We start from the raw sequence: 26,284 nt of genomic DNA on the forward strand, positions 1-26,284 counted from the left end.
GGGCGGCGCATAGGGATTACAGCACGAAGTCAACCGCACCCAGCGCGCCCACATCCGTAAGCCAGATGCGCATGTCGGCGCTGCCGTTGGCGTCAGTGTCGACCTGGATGTAGGTGCGCCCGTTGCCCGCGATGTCATAGCGGACCTCGTTGCCGGTGCCGGAAAAGGCCGCCGTTCCGACAAAGGTCAGCCCCGAGGCCACCGCGCTCAGGTCGATCTTGTCGATACCAACCTCGTAATCCTGAATGACATCGCTGGCGCCAGTGCTGCTGTCCTGTTTGACGCCATATACAAATACATCGGCCCCCGCGCCGCCGTTCAGCACATCATTCAGGCGGCCGCCCTTGATCTCGTCGTTGCCGTCGCCGCCGTGGATGGTGTCCTTGTCGCGGCCCCCGTTCAAAGTGTCGTCACCGGAACCGCCGAACATCTTGTCGCTGCCGTCATCGCCGATGATCTGATCGTCGCCCATGCCGCCGGACATGAAGTCGCTGCCCAATCCGCCGCGCAGGTCGTCATCACCACCACGGCCGAACAGGCGGTCGTTGTCGTCGCCCCCGTCCATGAAATCGGCGTTGCTGCCGCCGGTCAACGTGTCGTTGCCCAGGCCGCCGTCGATAACACCCAGAACGATGCCACCATCAAATGCAGTATAGGCGTCGTCGCCCGCACCCAGCAGCACATTGCCCTGAAACACACCGGAATTGTCGACAGTGTCAGTCGCGGAATTTATCGACCGGTAGGCTGCAAACCGACCGCCCACCAAGCCTGTGTTCAGCGTGTAAACCGCGCCGCTCGCTTCAACGGATATGGCGGCAGCAGTCGTCGAGTTCGAATTCATGCTGCCATGGTTTTCAAGATGAGCATTGACAACATCGTCTAACAAAAGAAAGCCGTTGCTGAAAATACCGGTGTCATTGGCATTGATGGTGCCATAGTTGATCAATGTGCCAAATTCTGCTTCAGATAGGACCATTCCGACAGAGCGATGGGTGGTGATCTGTCCATAGTTGACGGCAATGCTGTCGTCCCCATGGATTATTATTCCGGTAAAGTCATAGGCCACGATGCTTCCGGTGGCCTGAACCGTCACATTGTGCTGGCCGGTGGTTCCATCTGTCCCGAGGTATACGCCGTTGCCATAAGCGTAGAGATCGCCCGCAATGACCACATTCACACTGTTCGCAGTGCCATCCGAATTAATGGTATTGGTGTTTGAACTTGAAACGATCACGTCTTCGGCGACGATAATAAGGTCATCGGTGTTGGCGGTGATCTGCACGCCAGAGCCGATCAGATCCGAGGTGAAAAGTCGTAATGCCATGGAAATTCTCCTTTTGGGTTAATAGTTCTGCCGTGTCCGGTGACTGGCGCTGGATGATCAAAATTGGATCAGACCAGTCCTGGAAATTATTGGACCGGATTAGGCGGGCAACCCTTCCTTCGGTCAACATGACTTCGTGGGGAAAATTCGGTTGCCTGTCACCACCGCCCGGCCTTTCGGGGCAGGGCGGTGGCGGTTGGTCAGGACCTACAGCACGAAGTCATCCACACTCAGCGCGCCCACATCCGTAAGCCAGATGCGCATGTCGGCGCTGCCGTTGGCGTCAGTGTCGACTTGGATATAGGTGCGCCCGTTGCCCGCGATGTCATAGCGCACCTCGTTGCCGGTGCCGGAAAAGGCCGCTGTGCCGACGAATGTCAGCCCCGAGGCCACCGCGCTCAGGTCGATCTTGTCGATACCGACTTCGTAATCCTGAATGACATCGCTGGCGCCGGTGCTGCTGTCCTGTTTGACGCCATAGACAAATACATCGGCCCCCGCGCCGCCGTTCAGCACATCATTCAGGCGGCCGCCCTTGATCTCGTCGTTGCCGTCCCCGCCGTGGATGGTGTCCTTGTCGCGGCCCCCGTTCAGGGTGTCATCGCCGGAACCGCCGAACATCTTGTCGCTGCCGTCATCGCCGATGATCTGATCGTCGCCCATGCCGCCGGACATGAAATCGCTGCCCAGCCCGCCGCGCAGGTCATCGTCACCGCCGCGCCCGAACAGGCGGTCGTTGTCGGCTCCACCGTCGAGGAAGTCTGCGTTGCTGCCCCCGGTCAGGGTGTCGTTGCCGGTGCCGCCCAGAACGCCGCCCAACACCACGCCGCCCGCGATGGCGGTATAGGCATCGTCGTCTGCGCCAAGATCCAGAACTCCGGTCATCATCCCGTTGTTCGAGACGATATCGTTACCGCCCTTGGTGGTCACATCACCGTCGATCAGCCCGAAGTTGTTGAGTGTTCCGCCGACAACTGTAGACAGTTCTACGTCGCCAACGATCTGGCCGCTGTTGGTGAGTGTCTCTGACACAGTGGCATCTGAGTAAATGGCAATACGTCCGCTGAGGATCGTGCCCGAGTTTGTGGCCGAAACAACTTCGGTGCTGCTGAAGAACGACACGGTCGCGGTGTCTTTGCTGGGCCCGCTGGTGTCGTGCAGACGCTGGATCAGCCCGCTGTTGTCAAACAGCGCATTTTTAACGATAGCGAAGCTGACAGCCGCGTCAAAGTAGTTGGTGGTCGAGTTGGACGTAATCGTGCCGCTGTTGCTAAAATTCGCCTGGTTGGCATTGAACAGCAGGACCGCGCCACGATCAAAGGCGGTCACCTCGCCGGCATTCGCAAGGTTGATAGCGCCATAGGCGAGATCGGTGTTGGTCGCGTTTGCGCCAATATAGATCGCAAAACTTGTATTTGTGATGACGTTGGCCGTCTCACCAAGGGTCACATTGTATTCATAATCTGTGTTGGCTGCGCTGCTGTCCACTCGGACGCCATAATCATTGGCAACAACATCACCATCAATTTTCATGTCTAGGTTTTGATGGGAAATGCTTATTGCAGTGCTGGACGTAGAGATCAGTTCCACGCTTTCACGGACCCATAAAAGATCGCTTTCAGCAACATCTGCGTTCGATATCACAATACCTGCGGAAGTGGTTGACGTTGGTAGGATAATTGCCATTTTTCTGTTCCTTAACAAACATTTGGATGTGCATTGCATTAAAGCCTAGGAAAGTAATCAGACTTGCTTAGCGCGGGCGGGTGGTGGTTTTGGAATTGGGACGTATCTTGCACTGGGGCGCTACAGGTTTACGATATCTATTGCCGATGTCGCGCCACACACGATGTGAGGCACGAATGCTGTCTTACAAAACGAAATCATCCACGCTCAGCGCGCCCACATCCGTGAGCCAGATGCGCATGTCGGCGCTGCCGTTCCCGTCGGTGTCGACCTGGATAAAGGTCTTGCCGCTGCCGTCGATGTCATAGCGCACCTCGTTGCCGGTGCCGGAAAAAGCCGCCGTGCCGACAAAGGTCAGCCCCGAGGCCACCGCGCTCAGGTCGATCACGTCGATGCCGACTTCGAAATCCTGGATGGTGTCGCTGGCCCCTGTGCTGCTGTCCTGCTTGACCGTATACAGGAACGTGTCCGCGCCCGAGCCACCGCGCAGAACATCGGCCAGCCGCCCGCCGTTGATCTCGTCGTTGCCGTCGCCGCCACGGATCGTGTCCTGATCCCGGCCCCCGTTCAGGGTGTCGTCGCCATCACCGCCGAACATCTTGTCGGCCCCATCGTCCCCGATCAACTGGTCGTCGCCCATGCCGCCGGACATGAAATCACTGCCCAGCCCGCCGCGCAGGTCATCGTCACCGCCGCGCCCGAACAGGCGGTCGTTGTCGGCTCCACCGTCGAGGAAGTCTGCGTTGCTGCCCCCGGTCAGGGTGTCGTTGCCCAGCCCGCCGTTGATCCATCCCTGCACGATGCCGTCGGCGATGGCGGTATAACTGTCGTCTCCCTCGTTCAGCGCAACTTCGCCAATCATGGTGCCGGAGTTTTCGACCACATCCGCGCTTACAGACCCAAGGAACGATCCCGCGCCGCCCGAGATGGTGCCGGTGTTGACCAAAACCGCCAGGTTTGACGCGTACAGCTCGCCAAAATCGACGCCCCAGGCCTGGGTCGAATGCACGTTTCCGTGGTTGAGAACGATCGAGCCGTTTGCCGATTGCATCAGCTTGATGCCCGCGCCTTCGCTGGACGTGGCCGAGATCACGCCGCCTTCGTAGTTGACGATGGTGCTGTCCGACCGAAGTGCGACAACGCCGTTGTTAAGGCGCGAATCCCGGAGTTCGTCTTCGTAGTTGTTGGCCTGCACGGTGCCGGAATTGTAGAACGTGTCGCCCGCGCTGGAATAGCTTATGAAAACGCCGCTGCTGCCTTCAATGGTGCCCGTGTTGGTGATCGTCGAACTGCCACCCGAGGAAAACAGGGCGATGGTCTTTGGGGCAACGATACTGCCATGGTTGGTAATGGTCGAATCCGCGCCGGCGATCTGGAACGTGGCTTGCAGTGAATCTTGGTTAAAATCAGTAACGCTCCCGGTTTTCGCGATAGTGATATTGACACGTGCACCTGCAAGGTATGTGTTATCAGTCTGCACGGCGTCACCGGCCAGAACGATGGAAAGATCGGTTATGGAGCTTCCGGAAAACAGACTGCCGCTGCCGGACCCCCACAGGATGCCCTGTTGCAGATAGAAGGTGTCGCCGTTAGCGGCAAAAACATGGGCTGTTCCGCCAACCACGCTGGATGTCGTGATAAACGTTGCGGTCATGAAATGGGCCTTTCGTTCAAAAAATGAAAAATAATGTTCAAATCAAATGATGCGCAAATGATGCACAAAATGCGTGTTTCGCAAAGAAAAAGGGAACTTTGGGGCAAGGATTGGCAGGTTTGAGCCGGAAAACGACGGTTTGAGCAGCTGATTTCTATCTGGGCGTGTGGCTCCCAAGGCCCGCCCGTAACGCAGTCCGCCACAGCCACGAAAAAAGGCGCCCGCGAAGGGGCGCCTTTTCCGTCTGCTCGATATGCGGGCCAAGGCCCACAGCCGATTTAGCAGGAGTAGTACATTGCGAACTCGACCGGGTGGGGCGTGTGTTCGTAACGGTGCACTTCTTCCATTTTCAGATCGACATAGCCTGCAATCTGGTCGCGGGTGAACACGTCACCGGCCAGCAGGAAGTCCATGTCTTTTTCCAGCTCTTCCAGGGCTTCGCGCAGCGAACCGCAAACCGTGGGGATACCGGCCAGCTCTTCTGCGGGCAGGTCATACAGGTTCTTGTCCATGGCTTCGCCGGGATCGATCTTGTTCTGGATGCCGTCAAGGCCGGCCATCAGCAGGGCTGCAAAGCACAGGTAGGGGTTCGCCGACGGATCGGGGAAACGGGCTTCGACGCGCTTTGCTTTGGGGCTTTCTGTCCACGGAATACGCACGCAACCCGAACGGTTGCGAGCCGAATAGGCGCGCAGAACGGGGGCTTCGAAGCCGGGGATCAGACGCTTGTAGCTGTTGGTGCCGGGGTTGGTGAAGGCGTTCAACGCTTTGGCGTGGGACAGGATGCCGCCGATGAAATACAGGGCTTCCTGGCTCAGGTCGGCGTATTTGTCGCCTGCGAACAGGGGCTTGCCGTCTTTCCAGATCGACATGTTCACGTGCATGCCGGTGCCGTTGTCGCCCGCGATGGGCTTCGGCATGAAGGTGGCGGATTTGCCATAGGCGTGCGCCACGTTGTGGATCACGTATTTGTATTTCTGCAGCTCGTCGGCCTGTTTGGTCAGGCTGTCAAAGATCAGGCCCAGTTCGTGCTGGCACGATGCCACTTCGTGGTGGTGCTTGTCGACCTTCATGCCCAGACGTTTCATCGTCGACAGCATTTCCGAACGCAGGTCCTGGGCTTCGTCGATCGGGTTCACAGGGAAATAGCCGCCCTTGACGCCGGGACGGTGGCCCATGTTGCCCATTTCGTACTCGGTGTCTGTGTTCCAGGCCGCGTCGGACGCGTCCACCTGGTACGACACCTTGTTCATCGACACCTGGTAACGCACGTCGTCGAACAGGAAGAATTCGGCTTCGGGGCCCATGTAGGCCACATCGCCGATACCCGAGGATTTCAGATAGGCTTCGGCTTTCAGCGCCGTGCCGCGCGGGTCGCGCTCGTAGGCTTCGCCGGTGTCGGGTTCGACAACCGAGCAGTGCACGCAGACGGTTTTTTCGGCATAGAAGGGGTCGACATAGGCGCTGTCCAGATCGATCATCAGTTTCATGTCCGATGCTTCGATCGACTTCCAGCCTTCGATCGACGAGCCGTCGAACATAAAGCCTTCTTCGAGGAAATCCTCGTCAACCTGATCTGCGATCAGGGTCACGTGCTGCAATTTGCCACGCGGGTCGGTAAAACGGATGTCGACGTATTCAGCGCCTTCATCCTTGATCATGTCGAGAACTTTGTTTCCCATGTGTGTCTGTCCTTCTTGTGCAGAATTGTACGTTTAAAGCGCGTCCGAACCGGATTCACCGGTGCGGATGCGGATGGCTTGTTCGACGGAAGTGACAAAAATCTTGCCGTCGCCAATCTTTTCGGTTTTGGCCGCGTCGACAATGGCCGCAATGGCGCCGTCGACCTGATCGTCGTCCAGAACCACCTCAACTTTTACCTTCGGCAGGAAATCGACGACATATTCGGCACCACGGTAAAGCTCCGTGTGACCCTTCTGACGTCCGAAGCCCTTGACTTCGATAACGCTCAGGCCTTGCACGCCCACGTCCTGGAGGGCCTCTTTGACTTCATCAAGCTTGAAGGGCTTGATGATGGCTTCAATCTTCTTCATGCGGGCCTCCCTTTGCATGGTGTCGATGGGCGTCAGACCATTTTGCGTCTGATGCGTCTACGACGGGCGGGAGGATTGCAAGGGAATGAGGCAGATTTGGAAATGAAGAGGCGATTTTTTGCGCGGTATGATTAAAAATTAGTCACTTTGTGAGCATGGCGCAGCGTTGGCACCGTTTTGACCATTTGCCCGCGTCCTGCAGGTCACTGGCTTGCCTGCGATCCGGTAATCTGTACGTATTTTCTTTTGGCTCCAAACATCCCCGCCGGAGGCTCCTGCCATGACAATGCCAACCATCACCCGCGAGGACTTGCCCGACCTGGGCAAACGGTCGGGGCACAAGTTTGACCACGGCCACGTGCTGGTGCTGTCGGGCGGTCCGGGGCGCACGGGGGCTGCGCGTCTGGCCGCACGGGCCGCGTTGCGGGTGGGCGCGGGGCTGGTGACACTTGGTGTATCTCCTTCGGCGCAGCTCGAGGTGTCGATGCAGGTCACTGCCGTGATGCTGCATCGCCTTAAGGACGCTGGTGACCTGATTGCGCTGCTGGAGGACAAGCGCCTGAATGCGCTGTGCGCAGGCCCGGGGCTTGGCCTGGATCACCGTGCGGCTGACCTTGTCCGAACGGTGCTGGACAGTGGCCGGGCCTGTGTTCTGGATGCGGACGCGCTGACGCTGATCGCCCGTGATCCGGCGCTGCGCGAGCGGTTGCATGACAGCTGTGTACTGACCCCGCACGGCGGCGAATTTGCGCGCCTGTTCCCGGATATTGCCGCTGCCTGTGGCGACGACCCGGCGATTGGTACAAAGGTTACCGCCACCCGTGATGCCGCAGCGCGGGTCGGGGCGGTGGTTTTGTTCAAGGGTGTGGACACCGTGATCGCCAGCCCCGATGGGGACTGCGCGGTTCACAGTGCGCGTGGGGACCGCTCGGCGCCGTGGTTGGCCACTGCGGGAGCAGGGGACGTGCTGGCCGGGATCATCGGCGGCTTGCTGGCGCGCGGTTTCAAGCCGTCGGATGCGGCAAGGGCGGCAACGTGGTTGCATGTCTCATGCGCGATCAACTTTGGCCCCGGCCTGATTGCCGAGGATCTGCCGGATGTTCTTCCAGCGGTGTTGCGTGACCTGGCGTCTTAGGCTGCCAGTTCCCGCACAGACACCATCGCAGGCACCGACAATTCCAGCCCGTCGGCATAGACCACATGCGGCGCGTCAAATCCCAGCTGGATCAGCGTCATGGTCCGCACCCCAAGATCGGTGATGAACTCGCCGTCAATCAGGCATCCCGCAGGCAGCACCGCCTGTGTCGCACCGGCCAGCGCCTTGGCCCGCCAGTCGCGCACCAGCACCTGTTGCGCGGCGGGCAGGATCACGTTGGTTTCAGGGCGTTTCTGCCCCAGCGATCCCGCGGCGATGGCCACCGCCGCCGATGTGATCCGCGTGGTGCTGACGGCTTTCAGCGTCACCAGACCCGCGTTGCGGCTGATGATACGGTCACCGGCGGACAGGTATTCCACCGGAATTTCGCCATCGGATGTCAAAAGGATTGTGCCGGCAACAAGGCCGACGTGAAGGATTTCTGCGCGCAACTGCGGAGCCTGTCCGCTTTCGACGCGCCCGACCGTTTTCGGTTTCATGGGCGTCTCTCTTTTTGTACAACCTGCCTCAAGGTTGATGGCAATATACCCCAATAATCTGTTAAAGTCGCCAGAATAATAACCGTAAAATTTTCCGCGCATCTCTGCGACATTTTTGGTCTCGCCTATTGGGCGATGCTTTGGTATCTGACGCGTCAGCGCGCTGCGATGCGGACGCTGCAAAAGTGCGGGTGTGGCGGAATTGGTAGACGCACCAGATTTAGGTTCTGGCGCCTTTGGCGTGGGGGTTCGAGTCCCTTCACCCGCACCACTTTGAAATTATTTCAGAAATTCCCGTGTAAGCGATGCCCTCCCTCAAAGGAATCGCAAACCTTAACAGATTGTTAGCACTTTCTTGTTTGGTCTTAGTGCTGTTCACTTGCCATCTGAGCCTGCCTGGATGCGTCTGTCCGGTTCCCATGCGCCGTATATTTCTGCACTATCGACAAAGTTTTATGGCCCGTGACAGCCTGAATATCGCGCATGTCTGTGAACAGGCGCGCCCCCGGAGCGGCACCAAAGTGCGACAGGTCCGCGCCTATCCTGCTGCCATGAGATGCCGCCTCACGTGGGCCAGAAACGCCGAAGCGGTCGGGGAAAGGGATCGGCCGGCTTGGTGGACAAGCCCGATCCGCCGTTTCGCACCAAAGTCGGAAATGGGGCGCTGGACCAGCCGCCCCATCGGCAGGACTGGCAGCGTCAGCGTTGGCAGCAACGTGATGCCGAGGTTCACGGCGACCAGCGCCCCGGCCGTCGCGAGGTGGGCGACCTCGAACCGGGGCGAAATGACCCTTTCAAGACGCTGGCACGCACCGTCGAGCAGTTCGCGCACGCTGGTGCCCGGTTCCATCGCGATCAGCGGCATGTCGATCAACTCGGCCAGGTCATAGACCCGGTCTTCGGACAGCGGCCCTTGCGGCGCACCGACCGCGACAAACGGGTCATCCATCAACGGGTGAAACGTCAGCCGCATCCGCGCCGACATGGTGCCCGCTGTAAATCCGATGTCCGCACGTCCGGTTTCGATGGCCTCCACCACGCTGCCGGACAGCGCGTCAATGATGCGCAGGTCGATGTCGGGATGGGCAAGGGTAAAGCTGGCCAGCAGATCCGGCAGCAAACCCGCCGTCACAGAGGGCAGCCCGGCAATCGTCAGCCGCCCGTTGCTTGCGGAAAGATGCGCGTCGAACTCGGCCATGACATCCATGGATGTGTTGATCATCCGCTCGGCCAGCTTGGCAAAAGCCAGGCCCGAGGTCGTGGGGGTCACGTTGCGTGTGTCACGATCAAAAAGCCGCGTGCCCAGCCGCGCCTCAAGTGCCGCAATTTGCCGCGACAGGGCCGACGCCGACATGCCCAAGGCCTCGGACGCGGCGCGAAACGTGCCGCTTTCGCTGACGGTCAGGGCCGCCTGAAAATCTGCGATAGAAGGTGTGTTGCGATTCATGCATCAATTATTAACAATATCGCACTTTTCACAATAGATAGCTTGGTGCACTCTCGTATGGCCCGCGATGCGGTGCAAAATGGGAGGAAACCATGAAACATCTTGTACGCGCCCTGCTGGGTGCAACGCTGCTTGCCGGACCCGTGTCTGCGCAAGACACCGACCTTTTGATCGGATCGACCTCGGCCTCGTCGAGCCATTACGGTTATTTCGTCGCCGTGGGCCAGTTGATCAACGAGAACGCCGAAGGGCTGCGCGCCTCGGTGGTCGAAACCGGTGCCACCATGGACAACATCCGCCGGATGGAACGTGGTCAGGTTGACCTTGGGCTGGTCACGACAAACGTCGCGCAGCACGCCGTCGCAGGCACAAATGAATTCGAAGGCAAGCAACAGGATCTGATGCTGCTTTGGGTCTATACCGGTGCGCCGCAGAACGTGGTCATGCGGGCAGATGCAGGTGTCACCGACCTGTCGGGCCTTGCAGGCGTCCGCTTTAATCCCGGTATCAAAGGATCGGCGACTGAATCAACGACCGAGGCGGTTTTCAATACGCTGGGTCTTACGGCGGACTACGTGCGCGGCTCGACCACCGATGTGGTGGACATGATCAAGGACAACCGCGTCGCCGGATATGTGAAATCGGGTTCGGGCAAAAAGCTTGATGGCTCGACCATGGACATCGCGACATCGACCGACATTGCCATTCTGGGTCTGACAGCCGCGCAGGCGGACAAACTCAAGGCAGAGATGCCCGACATCTCTGTCGTCGACATTCCCGAAGGTGCCGCAGATGGCGTGCCCGCCTACACAACCTGGAGCTTTGGCGTCGGTGTGGGCGCACCCTCTACCATGGACGAAGAAACCGCATATCAGATCGTCAAGGCGGTGATGGAGGACAAGGAGGCCCAAGCCAACGCGATGGCCAGCCTGAAGGGCGAGAACCTTGCCGACATCACATTGCAGTTCGGAACCATTCCACTGCATCCCGGTGCCGTGCGCTGGTTCGAAGAGCAAGGCATCGACCTGCCTGCCAAGCTGAAGCCGACAGAGTAAGGCCGTACCTATGACACTCCAGCGCGTTCAGCGGGCTCTGGCGATCTTCGTCGGCCTCTTTGTTCTATATACGGCGGCGACCGGCCCTTTCGAAGGGCTGATCCAAAGAGCACTCTTTCTCGCGCTGGTGACCTGTCTGGGTTTTGCGCTCTTTCCACTGGGCGCCGGGAAACCCTGGCGTCCGGCGGGGCTGGCTGTCGATCTTGCGCTCTGTGCGGTGTCGGTGGCGGCCTGTGGCTATGTCGTGGTGAACTACGACGCGATCATGACGACCCTTCCGTGGGCCACGACACTGGACAAGGCGCTGACCGTCGGTCTGGTGCTGGCGGTTCTGGAACTGGGGCGGCGCACTGTCGGGCTTATCTTTCCGGTCCTTGTCCTGCTGGGGCTGGGCTATGCGCTGTTCGGGAATTACCTGCCGGGTCCGTTGCGCCATCGGGGATTTGACACAGCCTTTGTCACCGAAACGATTTTCCTTGGTGACCTGGGGATTTGGGGCATGCTGACGGGCGTCGCCGCGACGGTGATTGCCGCTTTCGTTCTGTTTGGTGCCCTGTTGCTGCATACGGGTGGCGGTCAGGCGTTTATGGATCTTGCCATGCGGCTGGGCGGGCGTCAGCCCGGCGGCGCGGCCAAGATTGCCACCATCGCCAGCGGGCTTTTCGGCATGATCTCGGGCTCGGCCGTGGCCAATGTGGCGACCACGGGCAACTTTACGATTCCGATGATGATCCGCCTTGGCTACCCGCGCCCCTTCGCCGCCGCAGTCGAGGCGGTCGCATCGACCGGGGGCCAGATCGCGCCGCCGATCATGGGGGCGGCAGCCTTTGTCATGGCCGAAATTCTTGGCGTACCTTACCTGACCATCATCGTCGCGGCGATCCTGCCTGCGGTGCTGTTTTACCTGTCAGTGTTCATGACCGTGCATTTCGTGGCGCTGCGCCGCGGTCTGGCCATCGTGCCCGAAGACGAAATGCCTGCGTGGACAACCATTCTCGCGCCGCGCCGCGTTCTGCCGATCCTTTGCGCGCTGGGCGGACTGGGCATCGGGATCTGGATGGGCCGCTCGATCTCGACCTCTGCTTTCTATGGCATCATCGGGCTGCTGATCGCCTTCTTTGCGACCGAGGCCGGGCGGCTGAGCATCCGCCAGATGGCAGACAAGCTGTTCAACGGACTGGAAGACGCGGGCAAGGGCCTCGTTATTATCGGGGTGTTGCTGGCGGGTGCGCAGGTTCTGGTGTCGATGATCAACCTGACCGGCATCGGCGTCACCCTGTCGTCGCTTATCGTCAGCATGGCCGGAGATTCCGTTGTGCTGGTTGCGATGATCGTGGGGGCCGTCTGCCTTATCATGGGGATGGGCCTGCCCACGACCGCCGCCTATGTTCTGGTCGCCGCCGTTCTGGCCCCCGCGATGACAGCGGTGGGCGTCGATCCGCTGGCGGCACATCTGTTCGTGTTCTATTTTGCAACCATCTCGGTCATCACGCCGCCCGTCTGCGTCGCTGTCTTTGTCGGGGCAGGGATCGCCAATACCAACTGGCTGCCCGCCGCGGGCGAAGCTGTCCGGCTGGGTGCGGTCACCTATCTCGTGCCCTTCCTGCTGCTGCTTTATCCGGGAATGCTTCTGGGCGGCAGCCCGCTTGATATTCTCGAAGCCGTCGCTGCCGGTCTGGTGCTGGTGCTTGCTGTGCCGGCGCTGCTGTCAGGCGCGCAGCTTTTCGGGCGCAAGACCGTTGATGTTGCGATCTATGTCCTTGTCATAGCACTTGCGATCTATCCGCAGCCGGTGACGCCGTTCCTGGCCCTCGCGATCCTCTTGGCGGCACATTTTTCGGGGCGCGTCCAAAGGAGGACACTGGCATGAGCATTCTACGCCTGGGAGCAGGTGCCGGATTTCAGGGCGACCGTATCGCACCCGCAGTGGACCTGGCCGAGCGCGGAAAACTCGACTACCTGATTTTCGAGTGTCTGGGCGAACGGACAATCGCGCTTGCCCAACAGGCGCGCAGCGCCGATCCCACAAAGGGCTACGATCCCCTGCTGGAACGACGCATGCGCGCCGTTCTGCCCGCCTGTGTGCGCAATGGCACGCGTATCGTGACCAACATGGGCGCGGCGAATCCGCGTGCCGCCGCCGAAAAAACCCGCGCCGTCGCCCGCGAGCTTGGCCTGACCGGGCTGAGGGTCGCGGCCGTGACGGGTGACGATGTGGTTGATCAGGTCGGCGATCTTGTCCTCGACGAAACCGGCAAGCCGGCATCAGAGCTTGGCGACCGGCTGGTGTCGGCAAATGCCTATATCGGGATTGACGGGCTGGTCGCGGCACTGAACGCAGGCGCGGATGTGGTCATCTGTGGACGCGCCTCCGATCCTTCCTTGTTTCTGGCTCCGTTGGTCCATGAATTCGGTTGGGCGCGGGATGACTGGACCCGTCTGGGGCGGGGTATCCTTGTTGGTCACCTTCTGGAATGTGCCGCACAGATCACCGGCGGATATTTCGCCGACCCCGGTTTGAAAGACGTGCCTGACCTGGCGAATGTCGGGCATCCGCTGGCCGAGGTGGACAGCGACGGCAACGCTGTGATCACCAAGCTGGAGGGGACCGGAGGACGCGTCAGCCGGGCGACCTGCATCGAACAGATGCTCTACGAAATCCACGACCCCGCCCGCTATCTGCAACCCGATGTGGTCGCGGACTTCTCGAAAGTGAATTTCAAGGAAATCGGACCCGATCGCGTGGCCGTGACCGATGGGACGGGGACAAAAGCAACGGGATTGCTGAAGGTCTCTGTCGGATACCGCGATGGCTGGTTCGGCGAGGGCCAGATCAGCTACGCCGGGGCGAATTGCGTGGCGCGTGGCAATCTGGCCATCTCCCTTGTGCGCGAACGGCTCGCGCAGACGTCCGGCGCAATCATCGAACAGCGCGGCGAATTGATCGGTGTCAATTCTGTCTGGCCGTCCACCAATGACACCGCCAACACCGCCGAAGTGCGCATGCGCTATGCCGCGCGGTGTCACGACGCAATATCCGCCCAAACCGTCGGGGAAGAAGTCGAAGGTCTCTATCTCGCCGGTCCGGCAGGAGGCGGGGGCGTGACAAAGAGCATACGCGAGGTGCTTGCCATTGCGTCAACGCTGATGCCGGCGGAGAACGTTGCCACGACTTTCGAAATGAAAGGAGCGTCGCATGAAGCTGCATGATATCGCCCACGCGCGTACCGGCGACAAGGGGGACATCTCGAACATATCGGTGATCGCCTACGACCCTGCGCACTGGCCCCTGATCCGCGATATGGTCACGACCGATCGGGTCGCGGCGCATTTCGAAACATTCGATGCGCGCGACATTTCCCGCTATGAAATTCCGCAGCTTCAAGCCCTTAATTTCGTGATCCGTGGCGCACTGGCCGGCGGCGTAACGCGGTCACTGGCCCTTGATGCACATGGCAAATGCTTGGCATCGGTCCTGCTGGAGATGCAGATCTGTTCGAGTAAATGAATTTCATTCGCTTTGGCGAACCGCTCCGAAGGCGTCATGCGTGACGAACTCGCAAAGTCGGCACGCGCCGCAGCGACCGCGCGGCCGGTCTGGCGGGCGTTCGCTTCTGGCAGGTTGAGGATCAGCTCTCTGGCGCGCGGGTTAAGTGAGATTCAGTGCTGATGCTCCGGGGCTCCGAAAAGGATCAAGTCGACCCGTTCTTCGCCATCGACATAGGCATCGTGGCCAGATGGTATTTCAAAGAAATCCCCCTTTGTGATGGACGTTTCTTTACCTGTATCGATCATGCGGACGACGAGCTTGCCTCCGAGACAATAGCCGGTGTGGCGCATCGGGCACGATTCTGGCGAACCCAAAAGCGGCTTCTCGTCTTCTTCCCACGTCCATCCCGGCTCGAAAGTCGCGCGCATGCCAGTTGTGCCATCGGTCATGTTGATGATGTCGATTCCACCGCGCTCTTTCATGTCGAGCGAACTGTCGGGGGTCTCGAAGCGCCTGATTTCAATTGTATTTCCCATGATGCATTCCCTTTTGGTTTGAGCGGGGCCTCACGCAGCCGGCGAGCGGCAACGTCTCCGCCTCTCTTTTTAGAAGGCAAGCATGGGTACGAGAGTGGCACGGACCGTGGAAACCTGAGTGGAAATCTCGTTCTGCGTTGTCAGATCAGCGAAAGCTTGGCCGCCAATGAACGAAGTAGGTGAGCCTCTTCGGGTGAAAAATGGAAGGCAGCAAGGAAACTGTCGATCCCGTATCTGGGCTGCTGGACATGGATCACGGCCGCAAGAATTCGGGCCTCAGGCACCCGGTCAGCCAGCGCAAGAAAAAGAGCGGCCATCCCCAAGATGTTGATATGCGCGTTTGGACGTGCCGCAGCCTGCGTTGCCCACTCGGCTGCCGCTTCGAACTGACCAAGCCGCAAGTGGGCCATCGCTCTGCTTCCCAGCATTCCGAACATCAAAGGATCGTAGGGGCTGAGCGCCCGTGACTTGTCCGAGGCCCTGATCGCCTCTACCGGATCGCCGGTCTGGGCCTCGACAAAAGCCAGTGCGTAATGCGCAAGTGCGAAGTTCGGGCTGAGGTCCACCGACACGCGCAGCGATTTAACCGCCAAATCGTGCTGTCTGCGCAACCACAAAGCACGCCCCATCGCCAAATGCGCGGCAGGATCTTGTTCATCGGCGAGCATACTCTGGGTCGCAGCCGCATAAGCGCTTTCGGCCTCGGTCCCAGGGTCAGACCAATTCTGGAATGCATTCTGCCAATGAGTGAACGAGAGCCCGGCATAAGCGCGCGAGAAGGTCGGATCGAGGGTGACAGCCGCATCAAAGAAGTGCTGTGCGCGTGCGTTGTTCTCTTTCGTAAAGCGGTACATGTGCCAAAGACCGCGATGATGCGCCTCCCAAGCGTCAAGTGATGTGGGAGGGCGCAAAATTGCACGGTTTCGCTCGGCCCGCTCTATCTCGCCGGTCAGGGCTGCTACGATACGATTGCCCAACTCTTCCAGCGCGCTCAAGAGGTCGGCATTGGGTGCTTCGCAGGTTTCAGTCCAGACTATTCTGGCAGACTGCGTATCGATCAAATCGATTTCCACCCGCAGCTTGTCGGCAACCTGTTGCATGCTCGCTGTCGCCACGTAGTTAACGTTGAGTTGTTTGCCTGCTTCCACACCAGAGACGCCGCGCGCGGCGAGGGCGTAGACCGACCCCCGTGCGATGATGGACATGTTTCTGAGCTTTGCCAGTCGCGTGATGACATCGTTCGTCAGCCCGTCAGCGATACCTGTCCCGACCTGCGGGTCACGAACCGTAAACGGCATCACGGCAAGGGCCGAGCGGCTGGGAGCCGATGGGCATGGCTCCACCTGAGCGACCGCAACTTGATGTGTTGCTGCACTATCGGTCGATCGCGTGGCAGCACCGCGTTCCTTTTTCACTTCACTCCATGTCTTTCGCAATTCGACGACAGAAATCCCTTCGTCTGCGAAAAGTCGTTCGCTGTTGGCAAGGTGTGTCTCGGCTTCGCCGAAGCGACCTTGACTGGCCAAAACGCTGAGAAGCCGATGATGCGGCTCAATCTCGAACGGTGCGAGATTGAGCCATTGTTCAAGATATTGGTCGATCTCAGATGATCCAACTGGTCGTGTTGCCGTCAGTTGCTTGAGGATACTGATCTGACATGCCGCAAAACGGCGACGTTGCGCGGTTACCCATTGTTCAGCCGATGGTTCCGCAAGGCTCAATTCTCCAAGAAACTGACCTCGATAGAGCTCTGCCAAGGTCTTGAGCCTCTGTATAGAAAGCGGTTCGCCTTTCTCGGCGGTCATGATTTGGACAGCGTCAACGACACAGCCGTCAAGATCAAGACCAATGCCATCCTCACTCGAGAGGACCCGAAGACGGTGAGGGCGATCCAAAACTTGCCGAAGCTTGCTCAGATGCCAGCGGAGCTCTGCTCTCGGATCACTTGGCCGGTCCCAGAGAAGATCACATAGGCGTTGGCGGCTGACCTGCCGGGGTTCGGTGATCAAAATCGCCAGCAAAGCCCTCAGCTTGCGTGAACGGGCGAGGACGACTGGCGAACCACCGTGGCGAACAACTACCGGTCCGAGCAGGCGTATTTCCACCAGCGGTGTCGCAGCCGTTTTCGCCGACCCGGCGATTTCCACGGAACTTTCCACGCTGCCTCCTACGTCACTATCTGCCTCTCATGATATCATGTTTTCAGAATTACTCGCGATTACTCGTGTCGGGGCATTCAGCGGGTCAACGGGACTGCCTAATGCAAGAAGGTTTTTGCGAAACCATCTGCGAAAAAACAAAAGGAGAAAATGCCATGGTTGAACCTACATCAATTCGGACGACCAAGGGTCGTGGCCGGGTCTACGACAGTGTGCTGGACACCATCGGCGACACGCCCGTGATCCGCGTGAACAACATCCCGACCCACGGTGCAACTGTCTATGTCAAAGCAGAGGCGTTCAATCCCGCGGGCTCTGTCAAAGACCGGCTGGCCGTGAACATCATCGAAGCAGCGGAACGGTCCGGCGCGCTGAAGCCTGGTCAAACCGTGGTGGAGGCCACCAGTGGCAACACCGGGATCGGTCTCGCCATGGTCTGCGCTCAAAAGGGATATCCACTGGTCGTGACAATGGCCGATAGCTTTTCGGTCGAGCGGCGGCGTCTAATGCGGATGTTCGGGGCGAAGGTTGTGCTGACACCCCGCGCCGAAAAAGGGTTGGGAATGTACAAGAAAGCGGCTGAGCTGGCAGAAAAACATGGTTGGTTTCTCGCATCACAGTTTGAAACTGATGCAAATGCAGACATTCATGAAGCGACCACTGCGCGCGAAATCATGGCGGACTTTGATGGAGCGCGGCTCGATTACGTTGTTACCGGATATGGTACGGGCGGAACGGTCACAGGTATCGCGCGGGTTCTACGCAAGGAGCGGCCTGACACCAAAATCATCCTCTCCGAACCTGCCAACGCACAACTCGTTGGCAGCGGTCATGCGCAGGAACGCAATGCAAACGGCGCACCGACTGCAAGCCATCCGGCCTTTGAGCCTCATCCGATCCAGGGCTGGACGCCGGACTTCATTCCAGCGGTGCTGCAAGAGGCGATCGACGAGGGGTTTTACGATGAACTGATCCCGATCGTCGGCGCTGAAGGGGTCAAATGTGCTCAGGAACTTGCCAGCAAGGAAGGAATTTTCACCGGTATCTCGGGCGGATCAACTTTTGCCGTCTCGCTCGAAGTTGCCAGGAAAGCGCCAAAAGGTTCGGTGATCCTGTGCATGTTGCCCGACACGGGCGAGCGCTACCTGAGCACGCCCTTATTCGAGGGTATTGTGGAAGATATGGATGAGGCGGAGCTTGAGATTTCCCGCTCCACATCGGGGTTCCAGATAGGCTGATGCGATGGATGTTTTCAAAATCGCGTGCCGTCAAGCGCAGGCTTACAGGTGCTCTGTTGCGGACCGCCGGGTAAGGCCTGAACGCGACTATGCGCAGATGCGCGCCGATTTTGCTGTGCCTTTTCCGGAAACCGGCACTCCGGACATTGAGGTCATCAAAAAACTGGCGGATCTTGGTGAACCGGGACTCATGCAGGTCACACATCCGCGTTTCTTTGGATGGGTGATGGGGGGCATCGCCAGTCGCCGTCGTGGCGGACTGGCTGGCGTCAGCATGGGGGCAGAATGCGGTTATGCGCCACACGTCTCCAGCGTCCGCAGCGATCGAAGAAACAGCGTCAGGTTGGCTCCTCGACGTCCTCGATCTGCCCCGTGATGCAGCCGTTGGATTTGCGAGTGGCGGCACCATGGCCAACTTTACCGCGCTCGCGGCTGCCCGCTTCGCTTTGTTGCGCGGCGTCGGATGGGACTGCGAAGCCCTGGGACTGTTCGGTGCACCGCAGGTCCATGTGTTTGTTGGAGATGATGTGCACACTTCGGTTCTTTCGGCCCTTCGGTATCTTGGGTTCGGGACGGAGCGGCTGATCCGTGTGGATACGGACATGCAAGGCAGGATGTTGGCCGAGGATTTGGCACAGCGCTGCAAAGCATGCGATGGGGCCAAGCTGATTATCGTGCAGGCAGGTCAGATCAACATTGGTGCATTCGATCCCTTCGTCCAGATCGCGGAAATCGCCGAACAAACTGGCGCTTGGCTGCATGTGGATGGCGCTTTTGGACTATGGGCTCGCGCGGACCCAAGGATACGCGCCATGACAAATGGCATGAAACGGGGCAGACTCCTGGGGTGTTGACGGTCACAAGTGGCTTCCGGTTCCGTTCGACTCTGGCTACGCAATCGTCCGGGACGCGGCAGCACTGCAAAGCGCAATGGCGATAACTGCCAGTTATTTGCCAACACAAGATCCCAATGACCGCGTCCCGTCCTACCTCGTACCCGAGCTCTCGCGCAGGGCACGCGGTTTGGTGCTGGGCCCAACATTCGGTCTACAACTGGTTGGAAGACATCGAAGGAGCCAAATCCAAAGCGCTTGGGCTGGCGGAAAAAGCAGCCGGGCTCTCGTCGGATGATCCGCTCATTCTTTCGGTGCTGGGCGTCGTACATACCTTCGCGCGCAACTACGGTACCGCGCGCATACTGCTGGAGAGGGCGATCAAGCTTGACCCGAATTCCGCTTGGGCACTCAGCAGGTTTGGTTGGCTGGAGGTATACGCGGATCGTCCAGCGGTCGCTTTCCAACATTTCGAGCATGCGATGCGCCTCAGTCCACTTGATCCGATGAATTTCAACAACCTCGTGGGAATAGCGAGTGCGCATCAGATTTCCGGCGATTTCAATACGGCGGCAGGTATGTTTCAGCGCGCTTTGCTGGAGCGGCCAAGCGCGTTTTGGAGTCACCGAAACCTCGCATCTGCGCTCAGCGCCGCAGGCAGGGCGGAAGAAGCAGAAGTTTCCAAGAACGCGATGTTCAAAGCCTAGCCGGACATGAGCATCAAGCGCTTAAAGGAGGCGATGATGTTTTCGCCCGAAGCCCTTGAGCAGATCTCTGTTCATCTTCGTGTTCTGGGTGTTCCAGAAGAATAGTATTGGCCGTTGGACAATCTGCGTGAACAAGCTGTGCAGCATGAGACGGGTAAGGTCCGTTCTCCTCCCTTGGCTTCGATCGACGCGAACGATCCGTTGGCGGCGGAGTAGGCCAAAGAGAAGACCGTCATGATCGACGAACGAACGCCCGCTCAGCGGTTTGTGCAAGGGCCGAAAGCTGTCGCCCGATGCCAGACTGGACTGGAATCCGGCAGATAAATATCGCGATGCGTTGATCCATCTCGTGAACCGCGCCTGCAATAAACTGGATGCGCTTGCCAAAATTGACTGTCCAAATTGTCCGGCTGTGCGGTCCCGTCGCCTGAAGAATCCAAGTTTAGACACGGTGGATGGAGAGCAGTTTTAAGTCTGATCGCGATTAATGTGCAAATATTGAAGCTTAGTTTTTTAATTTCAGTGTTCTTCGTGTCCACTCACCTGCAAAACTCTGAAACCATTGATAAAACTATGGTGTAGCAGTGCTTCCTTCCAAAGGAATCTCAAAGCTTAGCACTCTCTTTTTTAGTCCCCGTGTCGCGCCGGGCAAGCGGCACGCTTTGCCTGACTGAAAAGCGCTTTGCAGATTTCCACTGGGCTTAACGCCTTGTTCAGCCTCGCGGTGCTAACTGGCTCCATGGTTGGCAGACAGGGTAGCACCGGATGAGAATTCTGAGCAAATTCGCGTTTTTGTGGTGTGTAATACCGATGTGTGGTCTGGTGCCCGAAGCGACGGCGCAGGTGGCGGCGTCGGGCTCTGCTGTGGTGGTGCGTGTCGATATTTCGGGGCGGCAGCGCATGTTGTCTCAGCGCATGGCAATGGCCTCGTGTTTTGTCATGGGCGATGTCGAGACCGAAAAGAACATTAAAAACGCCCATCAAGCCTATGATTTGTTTTCACAAACTCAAGGTGTTCTGCGCCATGGTGGCACGCGGGACAATCTTGAACCTGAACGCGATCCACAGGTTCTGGCCTTGCTGGACCAATCGGACGAGATATTCGACACCTACGGGCGTGCGGTATTGCAGGTGACCCACCAGGATTTGCAATCGGTTGTGGTGGCGCAGGTGACGGAACTGGACCTGCCGCTGCTGAAACTTCTGAACCAGACGGTCGGCGCGATCGAAGCGTCAGGGACATCCGCCACGCAAGATGGTGTTTTGGCCAATACGGTCAACATCGCCGGACGGCAGCGGATGTTGTCCCAAAAGGTGCTCAAGGAATTCTGTTACGTCAGCCTGGGCGTCGACAGGGAGCGGCAACAAAAGCGACTGGCCGAGACGCTGGCATTGTTCGAGACCAGCTTGGCCCTGCTCGAAACAGGCAGCGCAGAGCAAAACGTGCTGGCGCCTCCGAACAAGCGCGCAAGGGGCCGGTTAAAGCGGGCGCGTCTGGTCTGGGAAAAGCTTTCTCCGATCCTGCACCGCGCGATTGCCGGGCAGGACCTCTCGCGCGATGACCTGCACCGCGTCGCTTCTTTCAGCGAGGATTTGCTGAAGGCCTCGCAGCATGTTGTGGCAAGCTATCTGAAACTCTGAACGGGGCGATCTGGTCCACGATTGCGTAACTTGAAGATTCTTCAAGTCGATTTCGCTGTTTGGACGTTGGGTCGTACACGAAAAGATTGGTTGAGGGGCAGGGCCATCCGCGCCACACTCGCCCTCTGATGGCCATTTGTCCGTTCGACCATATGCTGTTCATATCGCGACAAGTGCCAATACCATTTCTTTGGGAGGAAACTATGACCATGAAGTCACAAGGTATGAACCGCCGCGCCATGTTGCGCGGAGCGGCTGTTGCAGCCGTCGCCACCCCGGCACTTGTCGGCAAGGGGATCGCAGCGGGCGAAGTCACATGGCGCGTCCAGGCGCATTGGCCCAAGGCGTCCAGCTCGTTCACCGACAGCCTCGGCGTGCTGGCGACAGCACTGGAAGAGCGCACCGAAGGCGCGTTCAAGCTGGAACTGCTGGGTGCCGGCGAATTCGCCAAGGGCCCCGACATCTACAACATCGTGCGCAAGGGTGTGGTGCCCATGGGCTCGATCAGCCCGTCCTATATCATCGACAACGCCGAAGCCGCCTCCTTTGCCTATGGCATTCCGGGCACGCTGCGTCAGGCGTGGGAAATGGAACACGCGATCAAGAACCTCGGCATCGAGGATCTGGTGAACGAGGATCTGGCCTCGGACGGTGTGCGTCTGATGTCGGAAAAGGTTCTGCCGACCGAGATGGTCGTGTCGAAAAAGATCGAATCCGCGGACGACTTCAAGGGCCTGAAAATCCGGTCCTCGGGCAAGATGCTGGATTACCTGGCCGCCGCCGGTGCCGCACCGCAGTTTGTGCCCGGTTCCGAACTGTACCAGTCCCTGTCGTCGGGCGTGGTGGATGGCGCGCATTGGGGTGCCGCCGTGGGCGCACAATCGATGTCGCTGTGGGAGGTGTGCAAATACCACTACAAGCCGGTTCTGGCGCAGACCACCGATGCCTACATCATGAACGAGGATGCGCTGGCCGACCTTCCGGAAGACTTGCGCACGGCATTGCTGGACACTGTCACAAACCGGTTCTTCCTGCGTTCGGCTGAATATCAGCACAAGGAAGCCATCGCCCTGTCCGAAGGTGTGGCCAACGACGGCGTCGAAGTGATGCAGCTGCCCCAGGACGTTCTGGACATGCTGGCTGGCGCCTCGGCCCAGATCCTTGAGGAAGAGGGCCAGAAGGGCGAGAAAGCCGCCAAGGCCGCCGACATCTACCGCGGTCTGATGAAAGACCTCGGCTACGCCTGAAGCATCTGACTCACCGCGCCACGAGCGGCGCGGTGAACAGGCTTTGATAACGCCTGCGCAGCCCTTTCAGGAGCCGCGCAGGCGCTTTGCCCTCATTCAGGAGACAGTGACATGTTTCAACTGGCCCGCGCCGTGACGCGCGTGAACAGGTTCATCGGAAAATGGGCCTCGCTGGCCGTTCTGGTGATCTTTGCCCTGCTGCTGGCCGATGTGGTCATGCGTTACCTGGTCGGAAGCCCGGCAATCTGGACGGCGGAACTGGCTGTGCTGATCTTTGGCGTCTATGCCGTTGTCGGCGGGGGCTATCTGCTGACCGAGCGGGGGCATGTGAACGTCGACATCATCTATGGCGCGCAAAGCCTGCGCCGCCGCGCGATGCTGGACATTCTGACATGGCCGCTGTTTGCGCTCTTTGTCGGTGTGCTGCTGTGGCAGGGCTATGACATCGCCGCCGAGTCGCTTGAGGACTGGGAGCGGTCACAGTCGATGTGGAAAGCGCCCCTGTGGCCCACCAAGATCATGATCCCCGTCGCCGCCGCCCTGCTGTTGTTGCAGGGTGTGATCCGCCTGTGGGCGGACGTGCGCGTGGTCATGGGCCTGCCGGTGCCAGAGGACGTATTCGGCAAACCCGGCGCACCTGAAACCGATAACACCCCGGAACCTTCCAAGGAGATGCAGCAATGAGCGTCGAACTTCTGACCCTGCTGTTCTTCGGCAGCCTGCTGGTCTTTCTTCTGCTCGGCACTCCACTGGCCTTTGTGCTGGGCGGCGTGTCGGTGGTGTTCCTCTATTTCGAGATGGGCGAGATCGGGTTTTACCTGCTGGCCTCCAAGATGTGGGAGACGATGCAAAACCCCACGCTGATGGCGATTCCGCTGTTTGTCTTCATGGCGATCCTGCTGGAAAAGTCGGGGGTTGCGAATGATCTTTACGATATGATGCACCAGTGGTGGGGCGGCCTGCGTGGCGGTCTGGCCATTGGCACGGTGCTGATCTGCGTGATCTTTGCCGCCATGTCGGGCATTTCCGGTGCCGCCGTGGTGACCATGGGCACCATTGCCCTGCCAAAGATGCTGGAACGCGGCTATGACAAGAAGCTGGCGCTGGGGGCGATCAACGCGGGCGGCGGCTGGGGCATCCTGATCCCGCCGTCGATCCTGATGGTGCTTTATGCGCTGCTGACCGAAGTGTCGGTGGGCCGCTTGTTCGCCGCCGGTGTCGGCCCCGGCCTGACGCTGTTCGTGCTGGTGTCGCTGTACATCGGTGGACGCTGCTGGTTGCAGCCGGATCTGGGGCCGGCCTTGCCGCCCGAGGAACGCGCGGACTGGGGACAGAAGTTCCGGTCGCTGCGCGCCGTGATCCTGCCGATCCTGATCGTGACCATCGTTCTGGGTGCGATCTTTGGCGGCTTTGCCACCGCGACCGAGGCCGCGGCCATCGGTGTGTTCGGTGCGCTGGTCGCCACCGGCGTGAACGGGCAATTGTCATGGAAGGTGATCCACGAGGCGTCGATTGCCACGATGAAGCTGACCGCGCTGATCATCTGGATTCTGTTTGCGGCCCACGCGTTCTCCACCGCCTACACGGCGCTGGGCGCGCAAAGCCTGATCAGCGACCTGATGGCCTATATTCCCGGCGGTCGCTGGGGGGCGCTTGCGTTCATGCTGATGGTGCTGTTCTTCTTCGGGATGGTGCTGGACCCTGTGGGGATCATGCTGATCACGCTGCCGGTGTTCCTGCCTGTGGTGCAACAGGCGGGGTTCGACCCGATCTGGTTCGGCATCCTGTTCATCATCATGATGGAGGTGGGGTATATGACGCCGCCCTTCGGCTTCAACCTGTTCTACCTCAAGGGGGTGGCGCCGCCGGACGTGACCATGGGTGACATCTACAGTTCGGTCATTCCTTACGTGATCGTCACGCTGATCGGCGTCTTGCTGATCATCCTGTTCCCCGGCATCGCATTGTATCTGCCGAACCTGTTCTACAACTGACGGGACCGGTCCCCCCTCTCGATTGAATCCGCGCAGCCCCCCGGCTTGCGCGGATTTGCACCTTGAACCCCTTGCGCCCGGCCCATTGGGCCAATAGAACGGCGCAAATTTTGCCAAGCACTCCGCATTGGGGTGCTGTTACGCTATGGAGCACACATGCAGGTCACCGAGACGCTGAACGAAGGTTTGAAACGCGGCTATGCCATCACGATCACTGCGGCCGAGATCGAAGCCAAAGTGAACGAAAAGCTGGCCGAGGCGCAGCCCGAAGTCGAAATGAAGGGCTTTCGCAAAGGCAAGGTTCCGATGGCGCTGCTGAAAAAGCAGTTCGGCCCGCGCATCATGGGCGAAGTCATGCAGGAAAGCGTCGATGGCGCGATGTCCAAGCATTTTGAAGACAGCGGCGACCGTCCCGCCATGCAGCCCGATGTCAAGATGACAAACGAGAACTGGAAAGAGGGCGACGACGTCAACGTCGAGATGTCCTATGAAAAGCTTCCCGAAATCCCCGAAGTTGACCTGAGCAAGATCGAGCTGGAAAAGCTGGTCGTGAAATCGGACGACGCGGCCGTGGAAGAGGCACTGGGCAACCTGGCCGAAACCGCGCAGGATTTCAAAGACCGCAAGAAAGGCTCCAAGGCCAAGGACGGCGATCAGGTCGTGATGGATTTCGTCGGCAAGGTTGACGGCGAAGCGTTCGAAGGCGGTTCCGCCGAAGATTATCCGCTGGTCCTGGGCTCGAACAGCTTTATCCCCGGTTTCGAAGATCAGCTGGTTGGCGTCAAAGAAGGTGAAGAAAAAGCCGTGACCGTGTCCTTCCCCGAGGACTATCAGGCCGAGCATCTGGCAGGCAAAGAAGCCGTGTTCGACTGCACCATCAAAGCGGTGAAAGAGCCCAAAGCCGCCGAGATCAACGACGAACTGGCCAAGAAGTTCGGTGCCGAAGATCTGGCCGCGCTGAAAGGCCAGATCGCCGAGCGTCTGGAAGCCGAATACGCCGGTGCCGCACGTGCGGTGATGAAACGTGGCCTGCTGGACGCCCTGGACAAGGCCGTGAGCTTTGATCTGCCCCCGTCGCTGGTCGACGCCGAAGCAGGCCAGATTGCGCACCAGCTGTGGCACGAGGAAAACCCTGACGTTCAGGGCCACGATCACCCCGAGGTGACCCCCACGGACGAGCACAAGACACTGGCCGAGCGCCGCGTGCGTCTGGGCTTGTTGCTGGCCGAACTGGGTCAAAAGGCCGAGATCGAAGTGACCGATGCCGAGATGAGCCAGGCCGTCATGAACCAGGCCCGTCAGTACCCCGGTCAGGAACGCCAGTTCTTTGAATTCGTGCAGCAGAACCCGCAGATGCAGCAACAGCTGCGCGCGCCGCTGTTCGAAGACAAGGTCGTGGACCACGTCTTTGACAAGGCGACCGTCACCGAGAAGGAAATCTCGAAAGACGATCTGCAAAAAGCCGTTGAGGCGCTGGAAGACGAATAAGTCTTTCGCCCTCTTTCTGGTTCGGAATTGGAAAAGGCCGCCTTTCGGGGCGGCCTTTTTCGTCTTGTGTGTCTTGTCACAGAGCGCTGCGTCGGC

At 59.3% G+C, this 26,284-nt stretch carries 23 protein-coding genes and 1 tRNA gene; 15 read left to right on the top strand and 9 right to left on the bottom strand.

The window, feature by feature from the left end:
- Nucleotides 1-16: 16 nt before the first annotated feature.
- The 5 genes from BUC08_RS16015 to BUC08_RS16035 all read right to left on the bottom strand — a co-directional run bounded on the left by BUC08_RS16015 (nt 17) and on the right by BUC08_RS16035 (nt 6,718).
- Nucleotides 17-1,324 carry a M10 family metallopeptidase C-terminal domain-containing protein gene (locus BUC08_RS16015; protein ID WP_073194285.1) on the bottom strand — a complete coding sequence of 436 codons (1,308 nt, stop codon included), beginning with the start codon at nt 1,322-1,324 and terminating at the stop codon, nt 17-19.
- A gap of 207 nt (nt 1,325-1,531) precedes the next feature.
- On the bottom strand, nt 1,532-2,857 hold the full coding sequence (locus BUC08_RS16020) for a calcium-binding protein (RefSeq protein WP_073194287.1): 1,326 nt from the start codon (nt 2,855-2,857) through the stop codon (nt 1,532-1,534).
- A 337-nt stretch (nt 2,858-3,194) separates the two neighbouring features.
- Nucleotides 3,195-4,664 carry a calcium-binding protein gene (locus BUC08_RS24200; RefSeq protein WP_083604360.1) on the bottom strand — a complete coding sequence of 490 codons (1,470 nt, stop codon included), beginning with the start codon at nt 4,662-4,664 and terminating at the stop codon, nt 3,195-3,197.
- A gap of 278 nt (nt 4,665-4,942) precedes the next feature.
- Nucleotides 4,943-6,346, bottom strand: a complete 1,404-nt coding sequence (glnA, locus tag BUC08_RS16030; RefSeq protein ID WP_037929224.1) for a type I glutamate--ammonia ligase — start codon at nt 6,344-6,346, stop codon at nt 4,943-4,945.
- A 33-nt stretch (nt 6,347-6,379) separates the two neighbouring features.
- A complete protein-coding gene (locus BUC08_RS16035) occupies nt 6,380-6,718 on the bottom strand; it encodes a P-II family nitrogen regulator (RefSeq protein WP_028957987.1) in 339 nt (112 codons plus the stop codon).
- 280 nt (nt 6,719-6,998) lie between these two features.
- Between BUC08_RS16035 and BUC08_RS16040 the strand changes: the two genes are divergently transcribed.
- On the top strand, nt 6,999-7,853 hold the full coding sequence (locus BUC08_RS16040; RefSeq protein ID WP_037929226.1) for an NAD(P)H-hydrate dehydratase: 855 nt from the start codon (nt 6,999-7,001) through the stop codon (nt 7,851-7,853).
- Here the strand turns inward: BUC08_RS16040 and BUC08_RS16045 are convergent.
- A complete protein-coding gene (locus BUC08_RS16045) occupies nt 7,850-8,353 on the bottom strand; it encodes a Hint domain-containing protein (protein WP_051694592.1) in 504 nt (167 codons plus the stop codon). The two genes, BUC08_RS16040 and BUC08_RS16045, sit on opposite strands and share 4 nt — an antisense overlap.
- Nucleotides 8,354-8,540: 187 nt before the next feature.
- On the opposite strand from BUC08_RS16045, the gene BUC08_RS16050 reads away from it, so the two are divergent.
- A tRNA-Leu gene (locus tag BUC08_RS16050) sits at nt 8,541-8,624 on the top strand.
- 267 nt (nt 8,625-8,891) lie between these two features.
- Here the strand turns inward: BUC08_RS16050 and BUC08_RS16055 are convergent.
- Nucleotides 8,892-9,800, bottom strand: coding sequence for a LysR family transcriptional regulator (locus BUC08_RS16055; protein WP_051694593.1), 909 nt, complete (start codon nt 9,798-9,800; stop codon nt 8,892-8,894).
- Between the two features lie 92 nt (nt 9,801-9,892).
- Between BUC08_RS16055 and BUC08_RS16060 the strand changes: the two genes are divergently transcribed.
- The 4 genes from BUC08_RS16060 to BUC08_RS16075 are packed head-to-tail and all read left to right on the top strand — an operon-like array spanning nt 9,893 to nt 14,363.
- On the top strand, nt 9,893-10,855 hold the full coding sequence (locus BUC08_RS16060) for a TAXI family TRAP transporter solute-binding subunit (RefSeq protein ID WP_037929229.1): 963 nt from the start codon (nt 9,893-9,895) through the stop codon (nt 10,853-10,855).
- A gap of 10 nt (nt 10,856-10,865) precedes the next feature.
- On the top strand, nt 10,866-12,725 hold the full coding sequence (locus tag BUC08_RS16065; protein ID WP_037929235.1) for a TRAP transporter permease: 1,860 nt from the start codon (nt 10,866-10,868) through the stop codon (nt 12,723-12,725).
- Nucleotides 12,722-14,065 (top strand): acyclic terpene utilization AtuA family protein, encoded by a 1,344-nt coding sequence (locus tag BUC08_RS16070; RefSeq protein WP_037929238.1) that lies wholly within the window; start codon nt 12,722-12,724, stop codon nt 14,063-14,065. The genes BUC08_RS16065 and BUC08_RS16070 overlap by 4 nt, the downstream gene beginning before the upstream one ends.
- Entirely contained in the window at nt 14,052-14,363 is a 312-nt protein-coding gene (locus tag BUC08_RS16075) for an AtuA-related protein (protein ID WP_037929241.1), read from the top strand. The genes BUC08_RS16070 and BUC08_RS16075 overlap by 14 nt, the downstream gene beginning before the upstream one ends.
- A gap of 152 nt (nt 14,364-14,515) precedes the next feature.
- Here the strand turns inward: BUC08_RS16075 and BUC08_RS16080 are convergent, their stop codons facing one another.
- Complete coding sequence (locus tag BUC08_RS16080) at nt 14,516-14,881, bottom strand: cupin domain-containing protein (protein ID WP_037929243.1); 366 nt, start codon at nt 14,879-14,881, stop codon at nt 14,516-14,518.
- A gap of 140 nt (nt 14,882-15,021) precedes the next feature.
- Nucleotides 15,022-17,040, bottom strand: coding sequence for a BTAD domain-containing putative transcriptional regulator (locus BUC08_RS16085; protein ID WP_037929246.1), 2,019 nt, complete (start codon nt 17,038-17,040; stop codon nt 15,022-15,024).
- A 155-nt stretch (nt 17,041-17,195) separates the two neighbouring features.
- On the opposite strand from BUC08_RS16085, the gene BUC08_RS16090 reads away from it, so the two are divergent.
- The 9 genes from BUC08_RS16090 (at nt 17,196) to tig (ending at nt 26,188) form a co-directional block, all read left to right on the top strand.
- A complete protein-coding gene (locus BUC08_RS16090; RefSeq protein WP_037929460.1) occupies nt 17,196-18,278 on the top strand; it encodes a PLP-dependent cysteine synthase family protein in 1,083 nt (360 codons plus the stop codon).
- A gap of 4 nt (nt 18,279-18,282) precedes the next feature.
- Nucleotides 18,283-18,654 (top strand): hypothetical protein, encoded by a 372-nt coding sequence (locus BUC08_RS24970; protein ID WP_224769895.1) that lies wholly within the window; start codon nt 18,283-18,285, stop codon nt 18,652-18,654.
- A complete protein-coding gene (locus tag BUC08_RS16095) occupies nt 18,572-19,132 on the top strand; it encodes a pyridoxal phosphate-dependent decarboxylase family protein (protein ID WP_263596506.1) in 561 nt (186 codons plus the stop codon). Before BUC08_RS24970 ends, BUC08_RS16095 begins: the two co-directional genes overlap by 83 nt.
- 203 nt (nt 19,133-19,335) lie before the next feature.
- Nucleotides 19,336-19,818 carry a tetratricopeptide repeat protein gene (locus BUC08_RS16105; protein ID WP_143186764.1) on the top strand — a complete coding sequence of 161 codons (483 nt, stop codon included), beginning with the start codon at nt 19,336-19,338 and terminating at the stop codon, nt 19,816-19,818.
- Between the two features lie 765 nt (nt 19,819-20,583).
- Complete coding sequence (locus BUC08_RS16110; RefSeq protein ID WP_037929253.1) at nt 20,584-21,459, top strand: type IV pili methyl-accepting chemotaxis transducer N-terminal domain-containing protein; 876 nt, start codon at nt 20,584-20,586, stop codon at nt 21,457-21,459.
- Nucleotides 21,460-21,662: 203 nt separating this feature from the next.
- On the top strand, nt 21,663-22,706 hold the full coding sequence (gene dctP, locus BUC08_RS16115) for a TRAP transporter substrate-binding protein DctP (RefSeq protein WP_224551516.1): 1,044 nt from the start codon (nt 21,663-21,665) through the stop codon (nt 22,704-22,706).
- A gap of 111 nt (nt 22,707-22,817) precedes the next feature.
- On the top strand, nt 22,818-23,390 hold the full coding sequence (locus BUC08_RS16120) for a TRAP transporter small permease subunit (RefSeq protein WP_051694594.1): 573 nt from the start codon (nt 22,818-22,820) through the stop codon (nt 23,388-23,390).
- Complete coding sequence (locus BUC08_RS16125; RefSeq protein WP_037929256.1) at nt 23,387-24,700, top strand: TRAP transporter large permease; 1,314 nt, start codon at nt 23,387-23,389, stop codon at nt 24,698-24,700. The genes BUC08_RS16120 and BUC08_RS16125 overlap by 4 nt, the downstream gene beginning before the upstream one ends.
- A 156-nt stretch (nt 24,701-24,856) precedes the next feature.
- Nucleotides 24,857-26,188 (top strand): trigger factor, encoded by a 1,332-nt coding sequence (gene tig, locus BUC08_RS16130; protein WP_037929263.1) that lies wholly within the window; start codon nt 24,857-24,859, stop codon nt 26,186-26,188.
- The last annotated feature ends 96 nt before the right edge of the window (nt 26,189-26,284 follow it).

It is taken from the genome of Pseudosulfitobacter pseudonitzschiae, assembly GCF_900129395.1.
Lineage (GTDB): Bacteria > Pseudomonadota > Alphaproteobacteria > Rhodobacterales > Rhodobacteraceae > Pseudosulfitobacter > Pseudosulfitobacter pseudonitzschiae.